An 18,422-nucleotide genomic window follows, 5' to 3' on the forward strand; every position below is an offset into this window, starting at 1 on the left:
GGGTGACGACAATGAAAATCGACAAGCTCATTAAGAAACGCGTGATGCTGCACGATGGCGTGGAAACGCGATTTTTTAATCAACCTGTCGAGTTGCTTTGTCCGCGATGCCAGCAGCCAATTGTGCCGGATCTCTACCAGAGCGGGGATTTTGCCCGGCTGCCTGAGCACATTCAGGCCGCTGTGGCGGCAAGAATCAAAGCCATTACGTTCAATCCTGAGGCTTATACGCGTTACTCTGCGCCAGAGGGTTCGCTTCTTTGCTCTGCACATAGCTGTGAAGACGGGCAGGGGAAAACGCTGGTTGTCTTCAGTTATAAAGAGCAGCAGCCTGCCCGCTACATCGCCACACTTTATGCGCTGCTGGTGGTTAGCGACTTTCAATAAAGCGTGGCGCGAGGAGTTGCAGGAACTGAAGCGCGATAGTTCTGCCTTTCAGTTTCATGACGTCGAGTGGGGCATTATTCGCCTTAAGTTGCTTTACCGGGGCGAGTTTCTTTTCTTTCAGCTTAATGAACAGGCACTGATTTGCGAGGTTTCTGCGCGCTACGCCACGCTGGATAAAAAGAGCCTTAAACGCTGGGATGACGGCAGTGTCATTGGGGCTTGCGAACGTGAAGCGCTCGCGAAGATTATTGCGCGCTATTATCAGCTCTGCTGGAAAGATGATTTACGCATCAACTAACCAGGCGCTGATTTTTGGACAATAAAAAACCCCCGGTCGGACACTCCGCCGGGGGTTTTTCACATCTTACTTAACGCTGGTTACAACCGGCGCACTGTTTGTTCTGGATCTGCTGGAAGAAGTCGTTACCTTTGTCATCCACCAGAATGAACGCCGGGAAGTTCTCCACTTCAATTTTCCAGATCGCTTCCATACCCAGTTCCGGGTAAGCCACGCATTCGAGGCTCTTAATGCTCTGCTGCGCCAGGACGGCAGCCGGGCCACCGATACTCCCCAGATAGAAACCGCCGTGTTTGGCACAGGCATCGGTCACTTGCTGGCTGCGGTTGCCTTTTGCCAGCATGATCATGCTCGCGCCGTGCGATTGCAGCAGGTCAACGTAGGAGTCCATACGCCCTGCGGTGGTTGGGCCAAGCGAACCGGAAGCATAACCTTCAGGTGTTTTTGCCGGGCCGGCGTAGTAGATCGGGTGATCTTTCACGTACTGCGGCAACGCTTCGCCGTTATCAATCAGCTCTTTCAGCTTCGCGTGGGCAATATCGCGCGCCACAATAATCGTGCCGTTCAGCGAAACGCGGGTCGATACCGGGAACGCGGAAAGCTGCGCGAGGATCGCTTTCATCGGCTGGTTGAGGTCGATTTTCGCCACATCGCCTTCACCCTGCTGGCGCAGTTCTTCCGGAATATACTGCCCCGGATTGTGCTCCATTTTCTCGATCCAGATCCCTTCGCGGTTGATCTTCGCTTTGATGTTACGGTCGGCAGAGCAGGAGACGCCCATGCCGATAGGGCAGGAGGCACCGTGGCGCGGCAGGCGGATCACGCGGATATCGTGAGCAAAATATTTACCACCGAACTGTGCGCCGAGGCCGAGATCCTGCGCTTCCTGCATCAGTTCCTGTTCCAGTTGTACATCACGGAACGCCTGGCCATGCTCGTTACCTTCGGTCGGCAGACCATCGTAGTAGCGGGTTGATGCCAGTTTCACCGTTTTAAGCGTTGATTCAGCGGACGTACCGCCAATCACAAATGCGATATGGTATGGCGGGCAGGCTGCCGTGCCGAGGGTACGCATTTTCTCAACCAGATAGTTTTTCAACTTCGCTGGTGTAATCAGCGCTTTGGTTTCCTGATAGAGATAGGTTTTGTTGGCTGAACCGCCGCCTTTGGCGATGCACAGGAATTTATACTCGTCGCCGTCCACGCTATAGAGGTCGATCTGCGCGGGCAGGTTAGTACCGGTGTTGACCTCTTTATACATATCCAGCGGTGCATTCTGCGAATAACGCAGGTTGTCTTCGATGTAGGTGTTGTACACACCACGCGCCAGCGCGGCTTCGTCGCCACCGCCGGTCCACACGCGCTGACCTTTTTTACCCATAATGATTGCCGTGCCAGTGTCCTGACAGGTCGGTAACACGCCTTTGGCGGCGATTTCGGAGTTACGCAGGAATTGCAGAGCAACGTATTTGTCGTTTTCGCTCGCTTGCGGGTCATGCAGAATGGCGGCAACTTGCTGCTGGTGGGAAGGGCGCAGCATAAATGAGGCGTCATGGAACGCGCGTTGCGCCAGCAGCGTGAGTGCTTCCGGCTCGACTTTCAGTACTTGCTGGCCGTCGAAGTCGGCAACAGAGACATATTCACGGCTCAGTAGGTAATATTCCGTATTGTCTTTCGCCAGCGGGAACGGGTCCTGATAAACAAAGGGTTTGTTCGACATAGCTCTTTACTCCATAAAAATAAAACCGCCGGGAAAACCCGGCGGTTACGAATCAGAACATCATGGTGATCCACGGATAACCAATCAACAGCAGGGCGGCCAGGAAGATAGCACCGAAGATGGTGCCCAGACGCCAGTAATCTTTGGTCGGCAGGTAGCCGCTACCGTAGTAAATCGGGCTTGGGCCAGTACCGTACGGGGTGATGATGCCCATCACGCCGAGCGAGGTACACAGAACCAGAACCACCACTTCCATATTGATGCCAGGAATTGTCGCGGCGATGGTCAGCATCGCAGGCAGCAGCGCCGTGGTGTGCGCGGTGGTGCTGGCGAACAAATAGTGCAGCAGGTAGAACGCCAGCAGCAGGGCGATGGTCGCCATCCCCGGAGAGATACCGCTCATCAGCAGGCCGCCTTCTTTACCCAACCAGGCAATAAAGCCAGTGGTGGAGAGACCATCTGCGAGGGCAACTAACGTGGCGAACCAGACGAAGGTGTTCCAGGCCGGTTTGTTGCTGGTAATGTCGTTCCAGGTTAACACGCCGGTCCACAGCATCAGCACGACCACCAGCAGAGCAGCAAGTGCAGGCTCAATAAAGTCGGCGGCGAAGATCCACATCAGCAGCGCACAGCAGACAAACACCAGCAGCAGGATTTCATTGCGCGACATTCTGCCCAGTTTTTCCAGCTCACGGCTTGCCCACAGCGGCACTTCGTCATTGATTTTGACTTCTGGCGGGTAGAACCAGTAAGCCAGCAGCGGCATGGTCAGAATCAACAGCACGCCGAGCGGCAGGAAGGCGATAAACCAACTGCCCCACGAGATGTTAATGCCAACGGTGCTTTTCACCAGCGCCAGCGCCAGCAGGTTCGGTGCCAGTGCGGAAAGGAACATTGAACTGGTGATACAGGCTGCGGTAATCGCCACCCACATCAGGTAAGAACCGATGCGGCGCGCGCTGGGATCGTTCGGTTTAGAACCGTACAGCGGCGGCAGGTTAGCGATAATCGGGTAGATTGTCCCGCCGCTGCGCGCGGTGTTTGACGGTGTAAACGGTGCCAGCAACAGATCGGCGAAGGTAATGGCGTAGCCGAGCGTCAGGCTGCGGCGGCCAAGATATTTCACCAGAATCAGCGCCAGGCGGCGACCAAATTGTGTTTTATCGTAACCGGCGGCAAACATAAACGCGCCGAAGATAAGCCACACTGTCGAGTTACCGAAACCGCTCACCGCCCATTTAAAGGACTGGCCAGCCAGCTTGAATTTCGGGTCGGCGAGTTGTTCAGGGCTGAACAGCAGCCACTGGCTACACAGCGCGATAACCACCACGCCAGTCAGACCGATAACCGCACCCGGTAGGGGTTCGAAGATCAGTCCGACAATCACGCCAACGAAAATGGCGAAGTAGTGCCAGGCAAACGGCGGTAAACCTTCCGGCACTGGGACAAACAGCAGAAGCACTGCCACGATAATCGGCAACGCCATCATTAACAGGCGGTTTTTCTTTCCGGCTTTTGCACTGGCTGCAGGAGCAGACGGTGGGGTTGTTGTTTTCTCTGTCATAGTGAGCATCTACAAGTAGTTAAAAATTCGGTCATGCGCGGAAAGTGAATCTCTGATTATTTTAGTTTCAAAAGTTACTTTAATTTTTTATTGAGACTTTTCACATTCAGGCATGTGCTGTTTAACGCAAATTTAATCGCATTAAATAAAAATCTGAGCGTGTTTATATATTGCTCCTCCATTGGCAAATACACTTGATTGAGATCAAGAAAACGAAACGAACGACACTTTTTTTAATAAAATGAATACCCACAGAGTATTATGTGGTTAATTTCACAAAATTGCCGTAAATGTTAATAAATGGTGCTGATAATTACTCTCATTAAGAGGTGTTTTTCTTTCAACTATATGAAATTTATGATTTTTAATATTTACATAAAGCTGGAAAGGAAAAGTGTGAAGTAATCGCAATGTTACCGGTAATTAATGTCATGTGAACGCGATATATAAAAAATATAATACGCTGGAGGTAGCTCTGTTATTAGGGTGGTTAAATAGTTTTATAACTAACGTAATTAATTTGGTAATTAAAATTCACGGTATATTAAATACACGACAGCAGGATTAAAAAACATAACGAAAAATAAATCCGTCACCGAATTCAAAGTTTTTAATTTTTAGATTTGGAGTTTAATTATGACCAGCAACGAACGCATCCTCAGCCCGTTTACCTTGCCAAATGGCGCAGAACTGAAAAACCGTTTGTTAATGGCGCCAATGACCACCTGCACAGGTTATTTTGACGGCACTGTCAGCAGTGAACTGGTGGAATATTATCGCGCCCGCGCCGGAAGTATCGGCACTATTATTGTTGAATGCTGTTTTGTCGATGATCTTGGCCTGGCATTCCCTGGTGCTATTGGTATTGATAACGATGAGAAAATCGCTGGCCTGGCGAAAATTGCCGCAGCGATTAAAGCCGAAGGCTCAAAAGCGATTTTGCAGATTTACCACGGCGGCCGCATGGTCGAACCGAAGTTGATTGGCGGCCGTACTCCGGTTGGCCCGAGTGCTATTGCCGCACCGCGTGATGGTGCGGCAACCCCGGTTGCCCTGACCACGGCAGAAGTGGAAGGGATGATTGGTAAATTTGGTGAAGCTGTGCGCCGCGCGATTCAGGCCGGGTTTGACGGTGTCGAAATTCACGGGGCCAATACCTATCTTATTCAGCAATTTTTCTCGCCAAACTCCAACCAGCGCGATGATGAGTGGGGCGGCAGCCGCGACAACCGCGCGAAGTTCCCGCTGGCCGTACTGGACATCACCCATAAAATGGCGCGTCAGTACGCCGACGATGCCTTTATTATCGGCTACCGTTTCTCGCCGGAAGAGCTGGAAGTGCCCGGCATCCGTTTCGACGACACCATGTTCCTGCTGGAAAAACTGGCGGCACGCGGTGTTGATTATCTGCACTTCTCTGTCGGTGCGGCACTGCGTTCTTCCATTAATGACACCAGCGACCCGACGCCGCTGATTGATAAATATTGCGCCATGCGTTCTGCAACGCTGGCGCAGATCCCGGTGATGGGTGTTGGCGGTATCGTTAACGCCGCCGACGCGGAGCAGGGCCTGGATCACGGTTATGATCTGATGGCAGTAGGCCGCGCGTGCATCGCGTATCCGGACTGGACAGCGCGTATTGCTAACGGCGAAAACCTGGAGCTGTTTATCGACAGCACCCAGCGTGAAGCGCTGAATATCCCGGAACCGCTGTGGCGTTTCTCGCTGGTCGAGGCGATGATCCGCGACATGAGCATGGGCGCATCGAAATTTAAGCCAGGTCTTTTTGCTGAAACGGTTCAGGACGATGCAAACGAACTGGTTATCAACGTCAGCCTCGACACCGATCGCATCGTCGATATTGAACTCGCCTCAAGTGCCGTTGATAGCGTTGAATTCACCAGCAGCTTTGAAGAGATCCGTGGCCGCATCCTGACGGCGAACAGCCCGCACGTTGACGCGATTTCTGGCGCAACCAGCCAGAGCGAAGCGGTGAAAAAAGCGGTATCGAAGGCGCTGGTGAAATCCAGCAAAGCGCTGGCGGCAGAAGAGGGCAATGATGCCCAGGAGCCAAAACGCTATGACGTGGTGGTTGTCGGTAGCGGCGGCGCAGGTCTGGCGGCGGCAATTCAGGCGCACGACGAAGGCGCGAGCGTACTGATTGTCGAAAAAATGCCGACTCTCGGCGGTAACACCATTAAAGCCTCTGCGGGCATGAACGCGGCAGAAACCCGCTTCCAGCGCGTGAAAGGCATTCAGGACAGCAAAGAGCTGTTCTACGCAGAAACCCTGAAAGGCGGCGGTAACAAAAACAACCCGGCGCTGCTGCGCCGCTTTGTGGAAAATGCGCCAGAAGCCATCGAATGGCTGGCACGTCGCGGCATTATGCTTAACGACATCACCACTACAGGCGGGATGAGCATTGACCGTACGCACCGTCCGCGCGACGGATCGGCAGTCGGTGGCTACCTGATTAGCGGCCTGGTGCGTAACGTTACCAAACGCGGCATTGATGTGATGCTGGATACTTCAGTCGACGACATTCTGTTCGAGCAAGGTGAAGTGCGCGGTGTGCGCCTGCTGACCGAAGAGCAGGAGAGCGTGATGGTTGAAGCGAAAAGCGTGATTGTGGCGACCGGTGGTTTCAGCGCCAACAGTGCCATGGTAGTGAAATACCGCCCGGATCTGGACGGTTTTGTCACCACCAACCATAAAGGCGCGACCGGCGGCGGTATTGCACTGCTGGAACGTATTGGCGCAGGCACTGTGGATATGGGTGAAATTCAGATTCACCCGACCGTTGAGCAGAATACGTCGTACCTGATTTCAGAATCGATTCGCGGCGGCGGTGCTATTCTCGTCAGCCAGCAGGGGAAACGCTTCTTTAACGAAATGTCGACCCGCGATAAAGTCTCGGCGGCAATCATCGCCCTGCCGGAACATTACGCTTACATCGTGTTTGATGAGCATGTCAGAGCGAAAAACAAAGCGGCAGACGAGTATATCGCGCGTGGTCTGGTCACCAGCGCCAGCTCGCCGCGCGAACTGGCGGATAAACTGGGTATCGATTACCACGCTTTCCTGGCGACACTTGAGCGCTACAACGGCTTTGTGGAAAAACAGCACGATGAAGACTTTGGTCGCACCACCGCGCTGCGTGCGCCGATCAACGAAGGTCCGTTCCACGCGATTCAGATTGCGCCGGGCGTGCACCACACCATGGGCGGGGTGACTATTAACACCGAAACCGAAGTGTTGAACACGGAAAACCAGGTGATTGCGGGTGCCTACGCTGCCGGTGAAGTGGTTGGCGGCCTGCATGGCGGCAACCGTATCGGCGGGAACGCCGTTGCCGATATCATTATCTTCGGCTCACTGGCGGGACACCAGGCGGCGATGCGCGCCAAACGCGGCTAACCGCGTGCTACACTTCAGGCCTGCCTCTGTGCAGGCCTGTTCAATTCAGCCCATAAGGAGAGTGCGATGTCCGATAACCGTGTCTGGAGCTACTCTGCAACCCTTATGGGCTCTCCCATTCTGCTGAAACTCTTTGCTAATAACGAAGCGCTCGCCGCCCGCGTTTTTGGCCTTATCAAACGTTACGAAGACCTTTTGACGGTCAACCGCGCCCATTCACAAGTGATGGATATTAATCATGCGGCGGGGCAGCATCCGGTGGCGGTCAGCCGCCCGGTGTATGAACTGATTAAATGCGCGAAAGCCGCCAGCATGGTGCAGGATAGCGCCTTTAACCTGGCGATTGGCCCGCTGGTGAAACTGTGGCGTATCGGTTTTAAAGGCGACCGCGTACCGCCAGCCGACGAGATAACCGCGCGGCTGCGCATTACCCATCCGCAGGATGTGGTGCTGAATGATACCGACGGCAGCGTGTTTCTCACCCAACCGGGGATGGAGATCGATCTTGGCGCGATTGCCAAAGGTTTTATCGCCGATCGGGTGCGCGATTACCTGCATCAGCAGGATGTACGCGACGGGTTGATTAACCTGGGGGGGAATGTTCAAACCCTGGGCACACCGCAAGGTAGCTGGTCAATCGGGCTGAAAAAGCCTTTCTCGTCCAGCGATGCGCTGGTGGGTTCGATTGACGTGGTGAACAAATCGGTGGTGACATCCGGCACCTACGAGCGCTATTTCGAACAGGATGGTAAACGCTGGCACCATATCCTTGATCCGCGCAGCGGTTACCCGCTGGATAACGAACTCGACAGCGTGACCATTATTTCCCGCGATTCACTCGATGGCGATATCTGGACCACGCTTATCTTCGGTCTCGGTGTGGAGAAAGGCTGTGCATTACTGAAACAGCGCGAGGATATTGAAGCGATTTTCGTCACCAAAAACCGCGACATTATCCTCTCATCACAGCGTCAATTCCGTTTTACGCCGTGCGATGACAGTTACCGGATTACTGACTGTACTGCTTAAGTAAGCTGTATTGATCGGCAATCAACTGGTAGCGATACACCGGGCGACCGGTTGCACCGTAGTGAATGGTGGTGTAGAGAATATTGATTTGGGCAAGCCAAATCAGATACTTACGGCACGACACGCGCGAAATATTCACGGCATTTGCCAGCTCATCGGTGGAAAACTCAATGCCCGGATGGGCGTCAATCCACTGGCAAATGGTGCGCAATGTCTGCGCGGTTAACCCTTTTGGCAGACGGCGCGTGTCTGCGGCTTCCGGCGCGCCACCGTGTAACAGGCGATCGACATCAGACTGCTCATAATAAGGGTGCGCACTCATCAGCTTGCGTTTTTCGCGCCACGACGTCAGGGCCTCTTCAAAGCGCGGGAACTGGAAAGGCTTGATCAGATAATCCACCACCCCATAGTGCAGCGAGGTCTGAATGGTCGCCGCATCGGCGGAGGAGGTGATCATAATGACATCAATCGCCCGACCGCTGGCGCGAATGGTCGGCAGCAGATCCAGCCCGCTGTCCTGCTGCATATAGACATCCAGCAGCACCAGATCGATATCCCGCTGCGGATCGTTAATCATCTCCTCGGCCTGGCGCAGCGTCGACGCCGTGCCGCAGCACTGAAAGCCGGCGATCTGCGCCACATACATGCGGTTCAGCTCGGCGACCATGGCATCATCGTCAACAATTAATACATTTATCACGCGTTCTTCCTTTCACTATCCCAGGGGAGATGGACAAAAAATTGGGTAAAGACACCGGGTTCAGACTCGACCGTGATCGTGCCGCCAAGTTCGGTGAGCTGCTGGCTGGCAAGAAACAGCCCAACGCCCCGGTTATCACCTTTCGTTGAGAATCCTTTACGGAAAATGGCATCGATATTGTCCGGCGCAATGCCCGGACCATCGTCGCTCACTTCACCTGTCAGCCAGCCATCCTGATAATGCAGCAGGATACCCACTTCGCCTTCCGGCTGACTACTCATGGCATCAAGCGCGTTTTCGATGAGATTCCCCAGCACCGTCACCAGCACGGTCACTTGCTTCTCATTGGGGTTATCCGGCACCAGGCTCTCATCCGCCAGCGTCAGCGTAAAACCGCGCTCTTTCGCCCGATTGATTTTGCCTAACAGAAAACCCGCCACCACCGGGGATTTAACCCGGTGCTGAATCGCGCCAATGTCGGTCTGATAATTCTGCGCGGTTTGCAGCACATACTCTTCAAGCTTGTCATAACTTTTCATGTTTAACAGGCCGAGAATAACATGCAACTTGTTCATAAATTCGTGGGAGGTGGTGCGCAACGCATCAACATAATTCACCATCCCGTCCAGCCGCTGAAGCAACTGGCTCACTTCGGTTTTATCGCGAAAGGTGCTAATTGCACCAATCACCACACCCTGGCTGCGTACCGGCACCGTGTTGCTGAGCAGCAGCAGACCGTTGCAACCAAGTTCACGGTCATGGGTTGGTTCCCCTGTTTCCAGCACTTCGAGCAGGTCGGCGAGCAGTGGTCCGTGCCCGGCTGAACCGTCCGGCGCATTGGTCAGCAACATCTGCCGTGCGGCATGGTTAAGCAACGTTACGCGCCCGTCAGCATCAACGGCAATTACGCCCTCTTTGAGCGACTGCAACATCGCCTGGCGCTGCTTGAATTGCGCTGAAATCTCGTGCGGTTCAAGGCCAAGTAAAATGCGTTTCAGCACACGCACCAGTTGCCAGGTGCCGAGCGAACCGACCAGCGCGCTAAACAGCAATGTCCACATCACCGCCCAGCGGCTGCGGCTGACTTGCTGATCGACTTTGCTCAGCGAGATACCAACGACAACCACACCAATTTGCTGGTTGTCTTCGTCATAGACCGGCGTAAAAACGCGTAATGCCGGCGCCAGCACGCCGCGGTTCACCGCGACATTCTCTTTGCCTTTCAGCGCCGGGTTAAGATCTTCGCCAATAAAGTGCTGCCCGATGATCCCGGCGTTCGGGTGCGAATAACGGATGCCCTGCATATTGGTGACAATGGCATACAGCAGATCGTTGCGTGCAGCGACCGCCTCCGTCAGCGGCTGGATCAGGTTGCTATCGGGCGGCAACAATAAGCCGTGCTTGATCTCCGGTGAATCAGCCAGCGTGCGCGCAACGGCTAACGCCGTCTCTTTTACGCCATCGCGCGTGGCATTACTGATTTGCCAGAACCACAGGGCAAAGGCCAGCAGCAGGACCGAACCGATGACGCTGCAGATCATTAGCGTGACGGTAGTACTGAGTTTCATAGGGCGTTTGCGTGGTTTTACCCGCTGCGCTAACTCTTTCATGCCAAACCCAATTATTCACAACCAGATATTTATTATCACCGAAGGCGTAAAAATCTTAAAGCGCCGTTAAGCGCACATAATGTGTTGCGTAGCCGGGAAGCGTGACCCCATTCGCAGGTAAGACGGACAAATAACCTTATAGTGAGTGTGGAACCATTCAGAAGGAGCAGGGTATGAGCAGTAAGCCAAACGGTTCAATAGTGGAACGTCGCAACCGCCGTACGACCGACATCGACCGGCTCGCCACGCTGGATATGCTGACACTCATCAATGAGGAAGATAAACATGTTGCTGAGGCGGTAAGTGCCTGTTTGCCAGATATCGCCCGGCTGGTGGATAACGCCAGTGCGACGCTGAATCGCGCTGGCAGAGTGGTAATAATTGGTGCGGGCGCTTCCGGGGTGGCGGCGGTGAACACCGCGCAAGATTTTGCCCCGGATTCGCGTCACGGCGTTATCGGCTTGATGGCGGGTGGCGTCCAGGCCAATGCGCAAGCGAGTGACGCGGCGGCGGCAAATTATGAACGCGGTGTCGCCGATTTACAGGCCATCAACTTCAGCCATGACGATATGCTGGTGGCACTGTCGGTGAGTGGGAAAACGCCGTGGACATGGGGCGCGCTGCGCCATGCCTGGTCGCTCGGCGCACGTATCGCACTGGTTTGTCGGGGCCACGATAGCGAAGCCGCGCAGTTAGCGGATATTGTGCTGGCACCGGACAGCGGCGCGGAAGTGGTGAGTGGCTTCAGCGAACCGAAAGCGCGCCTTGCCCAGCAGCAAATCCTCAATATGCTGGCAACCAGTCTTGCTATTCGCACCGGACGTGTTTACAGCAACCTGCGGGTGGATGTGCAGGCCAGCAATGTTCACTGGGCAGAGCGGCAAATCACATTAGTGATGGCGGCCACACAGTGCTCACGCGAGCAAGCGAAAAGTGCGCTGGAAAGCTGCGACCACCATTGCCGCACGGCGATTTTAATGTTGCTGACCGGCCTGGATGCCTGGCGTGCGCGCGATCTGTTGGCAGACAATCATGACCATTTGCGAATCGCCTTACAGGAGGCGAAAACGCATCTTGCTGATGTCTGAATAACAAAAAAAGCCCGTCAGCACTCGCTTGATGGGCTTTTTACTTTTTTTTATTAGTTTCCCAGGAGGCGTTTGATATTTCTCTGCTTTAAAATAAATTCCGCTGGGATTAATTCCACACAAAATATGTCACTGCTTTTTTTAATTTAAAAAAGCAGGTAAATAATATTTCCGCCGTTTAGCTAATTTGTGAATGATATTTTAAATTAACGTAAAAGTGCGTTAATATCTGTTTTCACAAATCACACCTGCTATGTAACCTTATAATTATGCCTGCAATGAAAAAGACAATTATCTCACTCAGCGCCGTTGCGTTGCTCGTGGGTTCAGTGACCAGCGCGTATGCACAAGAGACGCAAAAAACGGACTTCCTGTTGATTGGCGGCGGTATCATGAGCGCCTCTCTGGGCACCTGGCTGCAAGAGCTGCAGCCGGAGTGGAAACAAGTGATGGTGGAAAAACTCGATGGTGTGGCGCTTGAGTCTTCTAACGGCTGGAATAATGCCGGCACCGGTCACTCGGCAAATATGGAGCTGAACTACACACCGCAACGTCCGGACGGTTCTATTGATGTCAGCAAAGCGCTGGAAATTAATGAGCAGTTTATGATTTCCCGCCAGTTCTGGTCGGCACAGGTGAAGCGCGGTATTTTGAATAACCCGCACGCCTTTATTAATTCCACGCCGCACATGAGTTTCGTCTGGGGCGATAATGTTGATTATCTGGCAAAACGTTATGCCGCATTGCAGCAAACGACCTTATTCCAGGGAATGAAATTCTCTACCGACCATCAGCAAATTAAGCAGTGGGCGCCGCTGGTCATGGAAGGGCGCGACCCGAACCAAAAAGTCGCCGCCACCTGGACGCCGGTCGGTACCGATGTTAACTACGGTGAAATTACCCGTCAGTTGGTTGGTAGCCTGAAAAAAAGCAGTAACTTCTCCCTGCAAACGTCTTCAGAAGTGACCGATTTCAAACGCAATGCTGATAACTCCTGGCATGTCACCATCAAAGACGTGAACAGCGGTAATGAGCACGCCATTGATGCGAAATATGTCTTTATCGGTGCCGGTGGCGGCGCGCTCAAGTTGCTGCAAAAAACCGGCATCCCGGAAGCAGACAATTATGCGGGCTTCCCGGTCGGCGGTTCCTTCCTGATGACGGAAAACCCGGCGATCACCAGCCAGCATCAGCAAAAAGTGTATGGCCAGGCTTCCGTTGGCGCGCCGCCGATGTCGGTGCCGCATATTGATGCCCGTTTCATTGATGGCAAACGCGTAGTGCTGTTTGGACCGTTCGCGACCTTCTCTACTAAGTTCCTGAAAAACGGCTCCTTCTTCGACCTGCTGAGTACCACCACCACCAGCAACTTTATGCCGATGACCCACGTAGGGCTCGACAACTTCGACCTGGTGAAATACCTGATTGGCCAGGTCATGCTGAGCGATGAAGACCGCTTTGACGCGCTGAAAGAGTACTACCCGCAGGCGCGTAAAGAGGACTGGAAACTGATCCAGGCCGGCCAGCGCGTGCAGATCATCAAAAAAGATGAAGACAAAGGTGGCGTGCTGAAACTCGGCACCGAAGTGGTGGTCGATCAGCAGAAAACCATCTCTGCACTGCTTGGCGCATCGCCGGGCGCGTCTACCGCCGCACCAATCACCCTGAATGTACTGAAGAAGATGTTCCCGGAGCAGTTCAATTCGCCGCAGTGGCAGAGCAAAATCCGTGACATCGTGCCGAGCTACGGCCAGGAGATGAACGGTAATGTGGCGCTGACCCAGAAAGTGTGGGACGACACAGCCGCCACACTGCAACTGACGAAACCGCCAGTGATTCAGATGAACGATCAGAGTAACGCGCCTGCCGACAAACCGGCAGAGGCGAAAAGTGAAACTTCCCCGCAGCACGATATGGCGCTGTAAGAAAAAAGGGCGCACTGCGGTGCGCCTTTATTTTTCCTGTTCTTACTGCGCTTTCTTCAGTTCGATACGTTTGATCGGGCCAACAATCACCACAAAGCTGAAAATGGCAAGCAGCGCATGCAGCGCGACGAACACTAGCGCCCACTCAAAATGGCCGGTGGTTTTGACGATATAACCAATCACTACCGGTGAGATAATGCCGGCAACGTTGCCGCACAGGTTGAAGAACCCCCCGGCGACACCCGCCATCTCTTTCGGCGCGGTATCGGACATGACCGCCCAGCCCAGTGCGCCAATGCCTTTGCCAAGAAATGCCAGCGACATAAATAAAACGACCAGGTAAATCGAATCGACGTAGTTGCAGAACACCATCACCATCGACAGCAACATACCGAGCACGATCGGGGTTTTACGGGCAATCGACAGCGATTGGCTGATGCGCAAAATGCGATCGGAAATCACGCCGCCCAGTAACCCGCCGACAAATCCACAAATCGCCGGGATAGCGGCAATAAAACCGACGGTTTTAATATCCAGCCCTTTTTCCATCGCCAGATACAGCGGAAACCAGGTAATGAAAAAGAAGGTTAAAACGTTGATGCAATACTGACCAAGATAAACACCGAGTAGCATACGATTGGTGATTAACTGCTTAAATGCGGCAAAATCAAATGCCGGACCCGTGCGCACTTTACGTTGATCCATATCCACCAGCGCGCCACCGTTGCGAATATACTCAATTTCTTCGCTGTTAACGTGCGGATGATTTAACGGGTTGTGTACAATTCTTGCCGCAACAAAGGTAATAATGACTCCCAGCGTTCCCATAAAAATAAAAATGGATTGCCAGCCGTAATTAAGCGTTAACCAACCCATTATTGGCGCGAAAATAGCCGTGGCAAAATATTGCGCTGAATTAAAAATCGCGGCGGCGGTCGCGCGCTCTTTTGACGGAAACCACGCGGCGACAAAACGGCTATTGCCGGGCATCACCGGTGCTTCAAACAGACCTACCAGAAACAACAAAATGGTAAAGCAAATAATTGCGCCGAAACCGTGGAAGATCTCCACGCAGCCTTGCAGCAGTGTAAAGACTGACCACATGCACAAGCCGCACAGGTAGACTTTTTTCGACCCGAAACGGTCAAGTAACCAGCCGCCGGGAATTTGCGCCAGGCAGTAGGCCCAGGCGAAGGCGGAGAACACCCAACCCATTTGCCCAGGGTTGATACCGAGCGCGGTCGACATGTCTTTACCGGCAATCGCCAGTGTCGATCGATCGCCGACGCTCACCGCCGTAATTACAAAGAGGATAATAACGATATGCCATCTGACATTTGTTTTTTTCGCCTGCGCGGCGCCCTCAAGACTATTCACTTGACTCATGCGAAACCACCTTAAATTTGCAATAAAATCGAAATGTAAATAATGAATACATTCCTGTTCGGTGCTTCCGGAGTGAATTGATTATTAACATGAACGCCGCGTATTTATTTGCCTTTAGGAATCTGTATGTCGATGCATTAATTTCCCTGCTCATTATTCAATAAGCAAAAGATAGGATTATCCCCATAGCCAGGCAATGTGCATTTGCATAACAAAACGGACTTATTTTTCCGCGCTTTAGGTTGTCGTGGTTTTTGTTTGAAGCCGATCACAAAATTCAACAACACCGACGTCAATATTTCTGCGGAAAGGGCTTTTAATTTTTGCCAGGGAGAGGAATAACGAGGCGAGAGCGTGACGAGTCAGGGCAACTCGTCACGGATGTCGATTAAAGGTAGGTAGTAAACCACGCTATTTCAGCATGGCTGACGCGCGCAAAATGTTCGCCAGTGTAAACATCATAGTGGCGCGCGTTGCTTTCTTCGTATAACGCTTTGTTCTCAGCCGCGACGGCGGCGAACAGCGCCCGGCCATGCTCCGGCGGGTTGACGTTGTCCTGCCCGGCGACGACCACCAGCGAAGGGCAGGTGACCTCGCGCGCAAAGTGCGCCGGTTTGTAATTCAGCGTTTCCCGTACGGTAAGGAAGGGGATTTTGATATCCATTTCCGGGAATCGTGCGCGGTTTTCCTCAAAAAAGGCTTTCGACTCGCTGTCGCTGACCACGCGAGTAATGGCGACAAACATCTCTTTCCCGGTGGTGCGCTGTTTTTCCGCCATTTTATCCAGTGTGGCAATAAATGCGCTTTTCTCATCCGCGTCCATCTTGCCGGTAACCATCGCTTCTCCATCGGCAAACGCCAGTTGGCTGACGAGGCATTTAATGCCGCTATCCTGCGCCGCGGCGGCAAAAACATGACACCCGCCGAATGAGGTGCCCCAAAGTCCGACTCTGTTAGGATCAAGCCTTGGTTGCTGGCGCGCCCAGTCGACGACCGAGAGAATATCGGCAACTTGCATCGCGGGAACCAGCCGGCCACGTTCGCCGCCGCTGGCACCAAAGCCCCGATAATCGAAAGTGATCGTTGCAAAGCCCGCCTGGTTAAACGCGTCGGCGAAAACGGGCAGTAGGATTTTTTGGATGCCGCAGAAGCCGTGACACAAAATGACCACCGGCTGGTCTTTATTCGCTGCCTGCATGTGCAGCGTAACGGCGATGCCATTGGCGAGTTTATGCGTTGAAATATCCATATTATGTATATATCCCTTTGTGTTATTTGTTTGTAAAATCAATTCGTTAAGAATGGCGAGTTATCTTACTCGCTGGCTTGCCGTTTCTCCAGCCGCCGGTAAAGCGTGCTACGCGATATTCCCAGTTTTTTCGCGGCCAGGCTCATATTGCCTTGCGCTTCTTTAATCGCGCTCTGCTCATCCTTCGGCATTACCACAGTCACAGGCTGGCGCGGGGTTACTATCTCTGCCGGTAAATCCGCAAGCGTAATGCAATCGCCGTCTTCCGCCAGCGCCATCAATACCCGCAGTTGACTCAGTAACTGGCGCACATTTCCCGGCCACGGGCGACCCGCCAGCGTGGCGACCACCTCGTCACTCAGGGTGAGTCCACGGCTTGCCGCGCCCAGCTCCTGCCACAGTTTCTGGATAAACCCATCAACATTCTGCCATTCGCGCAACGGGGGAATGCGCAGATGAAACTCCTGAATTCGGTACAGCAGATCTTCGCGGAAGGTCCCGGCCTGCACTCGCATAGCCAGATCCTGATGGGTGGCACAAATCAGCGTGAAATTGACGTCATACACGCTGTTTGCGCCAAGCGGTGTCACTTTTTTCTCCTGCAACACGCGCAGCAGGCGGGTTTGCAGCGCCAGTGGCATATCACCAATTTCATCGAGAAATAACACACCGCCGTGGGCTTCCCGGCACTTACCGATATAGCCTTTCGGGCTTGCGCCCGTAAACGCGCCGGGGACATAGCCAAACAGTTCGGACTCAATCAAATGCTCCGGGAGCGCCGCACAGTTAATGGCGACGAAATTTCCCGTACGCCACTGGCTGCGGGCATATAACTCGCGTGCCAGATACTCTTTCCCGCTGCCGGTTTCGCCCGTCACACACAAGGCAATCCCGGCATTAACGATGCGCAGTGCTTTCTCTTTTTCCGCCGCCAGTTGATCCCGCGCAAATGCTGCACCGCGCCCGATATAGCGCCGTGCAGGCAGTGTCTGACGCGCGTAATAGCGCCGTGTATTGCTGGAGGCGAGGGTGGTTTCGCCCACTTGTAAACTGGCCTCGGGGAAGAGCGCTTGCAAAGAGAGCTCACCAAAGTGATGCGGGGTCAGCGAGAACTCGTCCATTGCCAGTTTGTTTGCGCCCAGCAGGGTTTGATCGGCGAAAATTAGCAACAATTCTTGTGCGCTGCCGAGCACCGACGGGTCATGATGCAGACTTAGCAGCCAGCGGTCGGCACCGAGCGCGCTGGTGGCCCATTCATGTTCTATTTGGCACACCGCGCGACGGATCAGCGCAGCGGCATCACGGCGCGGCGCCTGGGCGGGTGTCGAGAGATCTAACACGCCGGCAATTTGTCCGTCCGGTCGAAACACGGGAGCGGCGGAGCAAAATAATCCGGCATTACGGCTTAAGTAATGTTCGCCGCCGGAGACTTCACAATGGCGCTGCAGTGCCAGCGCGGTACCAATCGCGTTGGTGCCGCGCGCATGTTCGCCCCACAGGTTGCCGGGAGCCAGCGCATAGCGCTGCGCTTTTTGCAGAAAGTCACGGTTGCCGTGCGTTTCCAGCACCAGACCGGTGGCATCGGAAAGCACCATTATCGACGGATGACTGGCAAGCTCCGGGCGCAGCCGCGCCAGTAGCGGGGCGGCCAGATGATTGACCCAACCATTTTCCGCGCGGGCGTCTTTCAGCATGGATGTCGCAACCCAGGGCTGGGCATCATCATCTCGGGTCAACCCGTAGCTGAGGCTACGCTGCCAGGAATTTTCAAGCTGGCAGGGTAATCCGTCAGGAGCATGGGACAAAGCACGTGGCGGCATGTGACTCTCCGTTAAATGAGATGTTACAGTTGTGTAGCATAACGGTGTCCCGCATGTAGCGATGTGCGACACACTTCCCATACCGTACATGGCGCTTTTTTGTTTCATTTCATTCCAGTAAGCGTCTGCTTTTTAATTACCTCTTTGTTTTATCAGCATAAACATATCTGTACCGGGAAACCGTCCTCAATCTGGCATAAGAACTGCTTATGTCCTTATGTCCGCCACGG

The 18,422-nt window shown here is 53.7% G+C and carries 13 protein-coding genes; 6 read left to right on the plus strand and 7 right to left on the minus strand.

Annotated features, from left to right (window positions below):
* Positions 1–11 precede the first annotated feature (11 nt).
* Both ACFX4O_RS11100 and ACFX4O_RS11105 read left to right on the plus strand, forming a co-directional pair.
* The gene (locus ACFX4O_RS11100) at positions 12–386 is read left to right on the plus strand and encodes a hypothetical protein (protein WP_380208711.1); all 375 of its coding nucleotides are present in this window, start codon (positions 12–14) and stop codon (positions 384–386) included.
* 16 nt (positions 387–402) lie between these two features.
* A complete protein-coding gene (locus ACFX4O_RS11105) occupies positions 403–684 on the plus strand; it encodes a hypothetical protein (RefSeq protein ID WP_380208713.1) in 282 nt (93 codons plus the stop codon).
* A gap of 70 nt (positions 685–754) precedes the next feature.
* Here ACFX4O_RS11105 and fumA read toward each other — a convergent pair whose 3' ends face one another.
* Together fumA and ACFX4O_RS11115 are read right to left on the minus strand one after the other, a co-directional pair.
* Positions 755–2,404 carry a class I fumarate hydratase FumA gene (gene fumA, locus ACFX4O_RS11110; RefSeq protein ID WP_131409762.1) on the minus strand — a complete coding sequence of 550 codons (1,650 nt, stop codon included), beginning with the start codon at positions 2,402–2,404 and terminating at the stop codon, positions 755–757.
* Between the two features lie 52 nt (positions 2,405–2,456).
* Positions 2,457–3,968 (minus strand): anion permease, encoded by a 1,512-nt coding sequence (locus tag ACFX4O_RS11115; RefSeq protein ID WP_380208715.1) that lies wholly within the window; start codon positions 3,966–3,968, stop codon positions 2,457–2,459.
* 636 nt (positions 3,969–4,604) lie between these two features.
* Between ACFX4O_RS11115 and ACFX4O_RS11120 the strand changes: the two genes are divergently transcribed.
* Both ACFX4O_RS11120 and ACFX4O_RS11125 read left to right on the plus strand, forming a co-directional pair.
* The gene (locus ACFX4O_RS11120; RefSeq protein WP_380208717.1) at positions 4,605–7,385 is read left to right on the plus strand and encodes a flavocytochrome c; all 2,781 of its coding nucleotides are present in this window, start codon (positions 4,605–4,607) and stop codon (positions 7,383–7,385) included.
* Positions 7,386–7,451: 66 nt separating this feature from the next.
* Complete coding sequence (locus tag ACFX4O_RS11125) at positions 7,452–8,414, plus strand: FAD:protein FMN transferase (RefSeq protein ID WP_131409770.1); 963 nt, start codon at positions 7,452–7,454, stop codon at positions 8,412–8,414.
* Here ACFX4O_RS11125 and dcuR read toward each other — a convergent pair.
* Together dcuR and ACFX4O_RS11135 are read right to left on the minus strand one after the other, a co-directional pair.
* Entirely contained in the window at positions 8,395–9,114 is a 720-nt protein-coding gene (dcuR, locus tag ACFX4O_RS11130; protein WP_065368317.1) for a two-component system response regulator DcuR, read from the minus strand. The genes ACFX4O_RS11125 and dcuR overlap by 20 nt on opposite strands.
* Positions 9,111–10,724 carry a sensor histidine kinase gene (locus ACFX4O_RS11135; RefSeq protein ID WP_380208720.1) on the minus strand — a complete coding sequence of 538 codons (1,614 nt, stop codon included), beginning with the start codon at positions 10,722–10,724 and terminating at the stop codon, positions 9,111–9,113. The genes dcuR and ACFX4O_RS11135 overlap by 4 nt, the downstream gene beginning before the upstream one ends.
* A gap of 173 nt (positions 10,725–10,897) precedes the next feature.
* Between ACFX4O_RS11135 and ACFX4O_RS11140 the strand changes: the two genes are divergently transcribed.
* The gene (locus tag ACFX4O_RS11140; protein ID WP_380208722.1) at positions 10,898–11,812 is read left to right on the plus strand and encodes an N-acetylmuramic acid 6-phosphate etherase; all 915 of its coding nucleotides are present in this window, start codon (positions 10,898–10,900) and stop codon (positions 11,810–11,812) included.
* A gap of 269 nt (positions 11,813–12,081) precedes the next feature.
* Entirely contained in the window at positions 12,082–13,737 is a 1,656-nt protein-coding gene (gene mqo / locus ACFX4O_RS11145; protein WP_131409778.1) for a malate dehydrogenase (quinone), read from the plus strand.
* A gap of 42 nt (positions 13,738–13,779) precedes the next feature.
* Here mqo and ACFX4O_RS11150 read toward each other — a convergent pair whose 3' ends face one another.
* From ACFX4O_RS11150 to ACFX4O_RS11160, 3 genes are all read right to left on the minus strand, one after another.
* Positions 13,780–15,114, minus strand: coding sequence for an MFS transporter (locus tag ACFX4O_RS11150; RefSeq protein WP_380208870.1), 1,335 nt, complete (start codon positions 15,112–15,114; stop codon positions 13,780–13,782).
* 397 nt (positions 15,115–15,511) lie between these two features.
* Positions 15,512–16,411 (minus strand): alpha/beta hydrolase, encoded by a 900-nt coding sequence (locus ACFX4O_RS11155; RefSeq protein WP_380208872.1) that lies wholly within the window; start codon positions 16,409–16,411, stop codon positions 15,512–15,514.
* Between the two features lie 26 nt (positions 16,412–16,437).
* Positions 16,438–18,192, minus strand: coding sequence for a sigma-54-dependent Fis family transcriptional regulator (locus ACFX4O_RS11160; protein WP_380208724.1), 1,755 nt, complete (start codon positions 18,190–18,192; stop codon positions 16,438–16,440).
* Positions 18,193–18,422 lie beyond the last annotated feature (230 nt).

This window comes from Kosakonia sp. YIM B13571 (genome assembly GCF_042788095.1).
Lineage (GTDB): Bacteria > Pseudomonadota > Gammaproteobacteria > Enterobacterales > Enterobacteriaceae > Kosakonia > Kosakonia quasisacchari.

Coding starts and splice junctions, on each gene's coding strand:
- ACFX4O_RS11140 (WP_380208722.1), top strand. CDS start 10,898: ATGAGCAGTAAGCCAAACGGTTCAATAGTGGAACGTCGCAACCGCCGT.
- ACFX4O_RS11100 (WP_380208711.1), top strand. CDS start 12: ATGAAAATCGACAAGCTCATTAAGAAACGCGTGATGCTGCACGATGGC.
- ACFX4O_RS11160 (WP_380208724.1), bottom strand. CDS start 18,192: ATGCCGCCACGTGCTTTGTCCCATGCTCCTGACGGATTACCCTGCCAG.
- ACFX4O_RS11115 (WP_380208715.1), bottom strand. CDS start 3,968: ATGACAGAGAAAACAACAACCCCACCGTCTGCTCCTGCAGCCAGTGCA.
- ACFX4O_RS11120 (WP_380208717.1), top strand. CDS start 4,605: ATGACCAGCAACGAACGCATCCTCAGCCCGTTTACCTTGCCAAATGGC.
- fumA (WP_131409762.1), bottom strand. CDS start 2,404: ATGTCGAACAAACCCTTTGTTTATCAGGACCCGTTCCCGCTGGCGAAA.
- mqo (WP_131409778.1), top strand. CDS start 12,082: ATGCCTGCAATGAAAAAGACAATTATCTCACTCAGCGCCGTTGCGTTG.
- ACFX4O_RS11135 (WP_380208720.1), bottom strand. CDS start 10,724: ATGAAAGAGTTAGCGCAGCGGGTAAAACCACGCAAACGCCCTATGAAA.
- ACFX4O_RS11125 (WP_131409770.1), top strand. CDS start 7,452: ATGTCCGATAACCGTGTCTGGAGCTACTCTGCAACCCTTATGGGCTCT.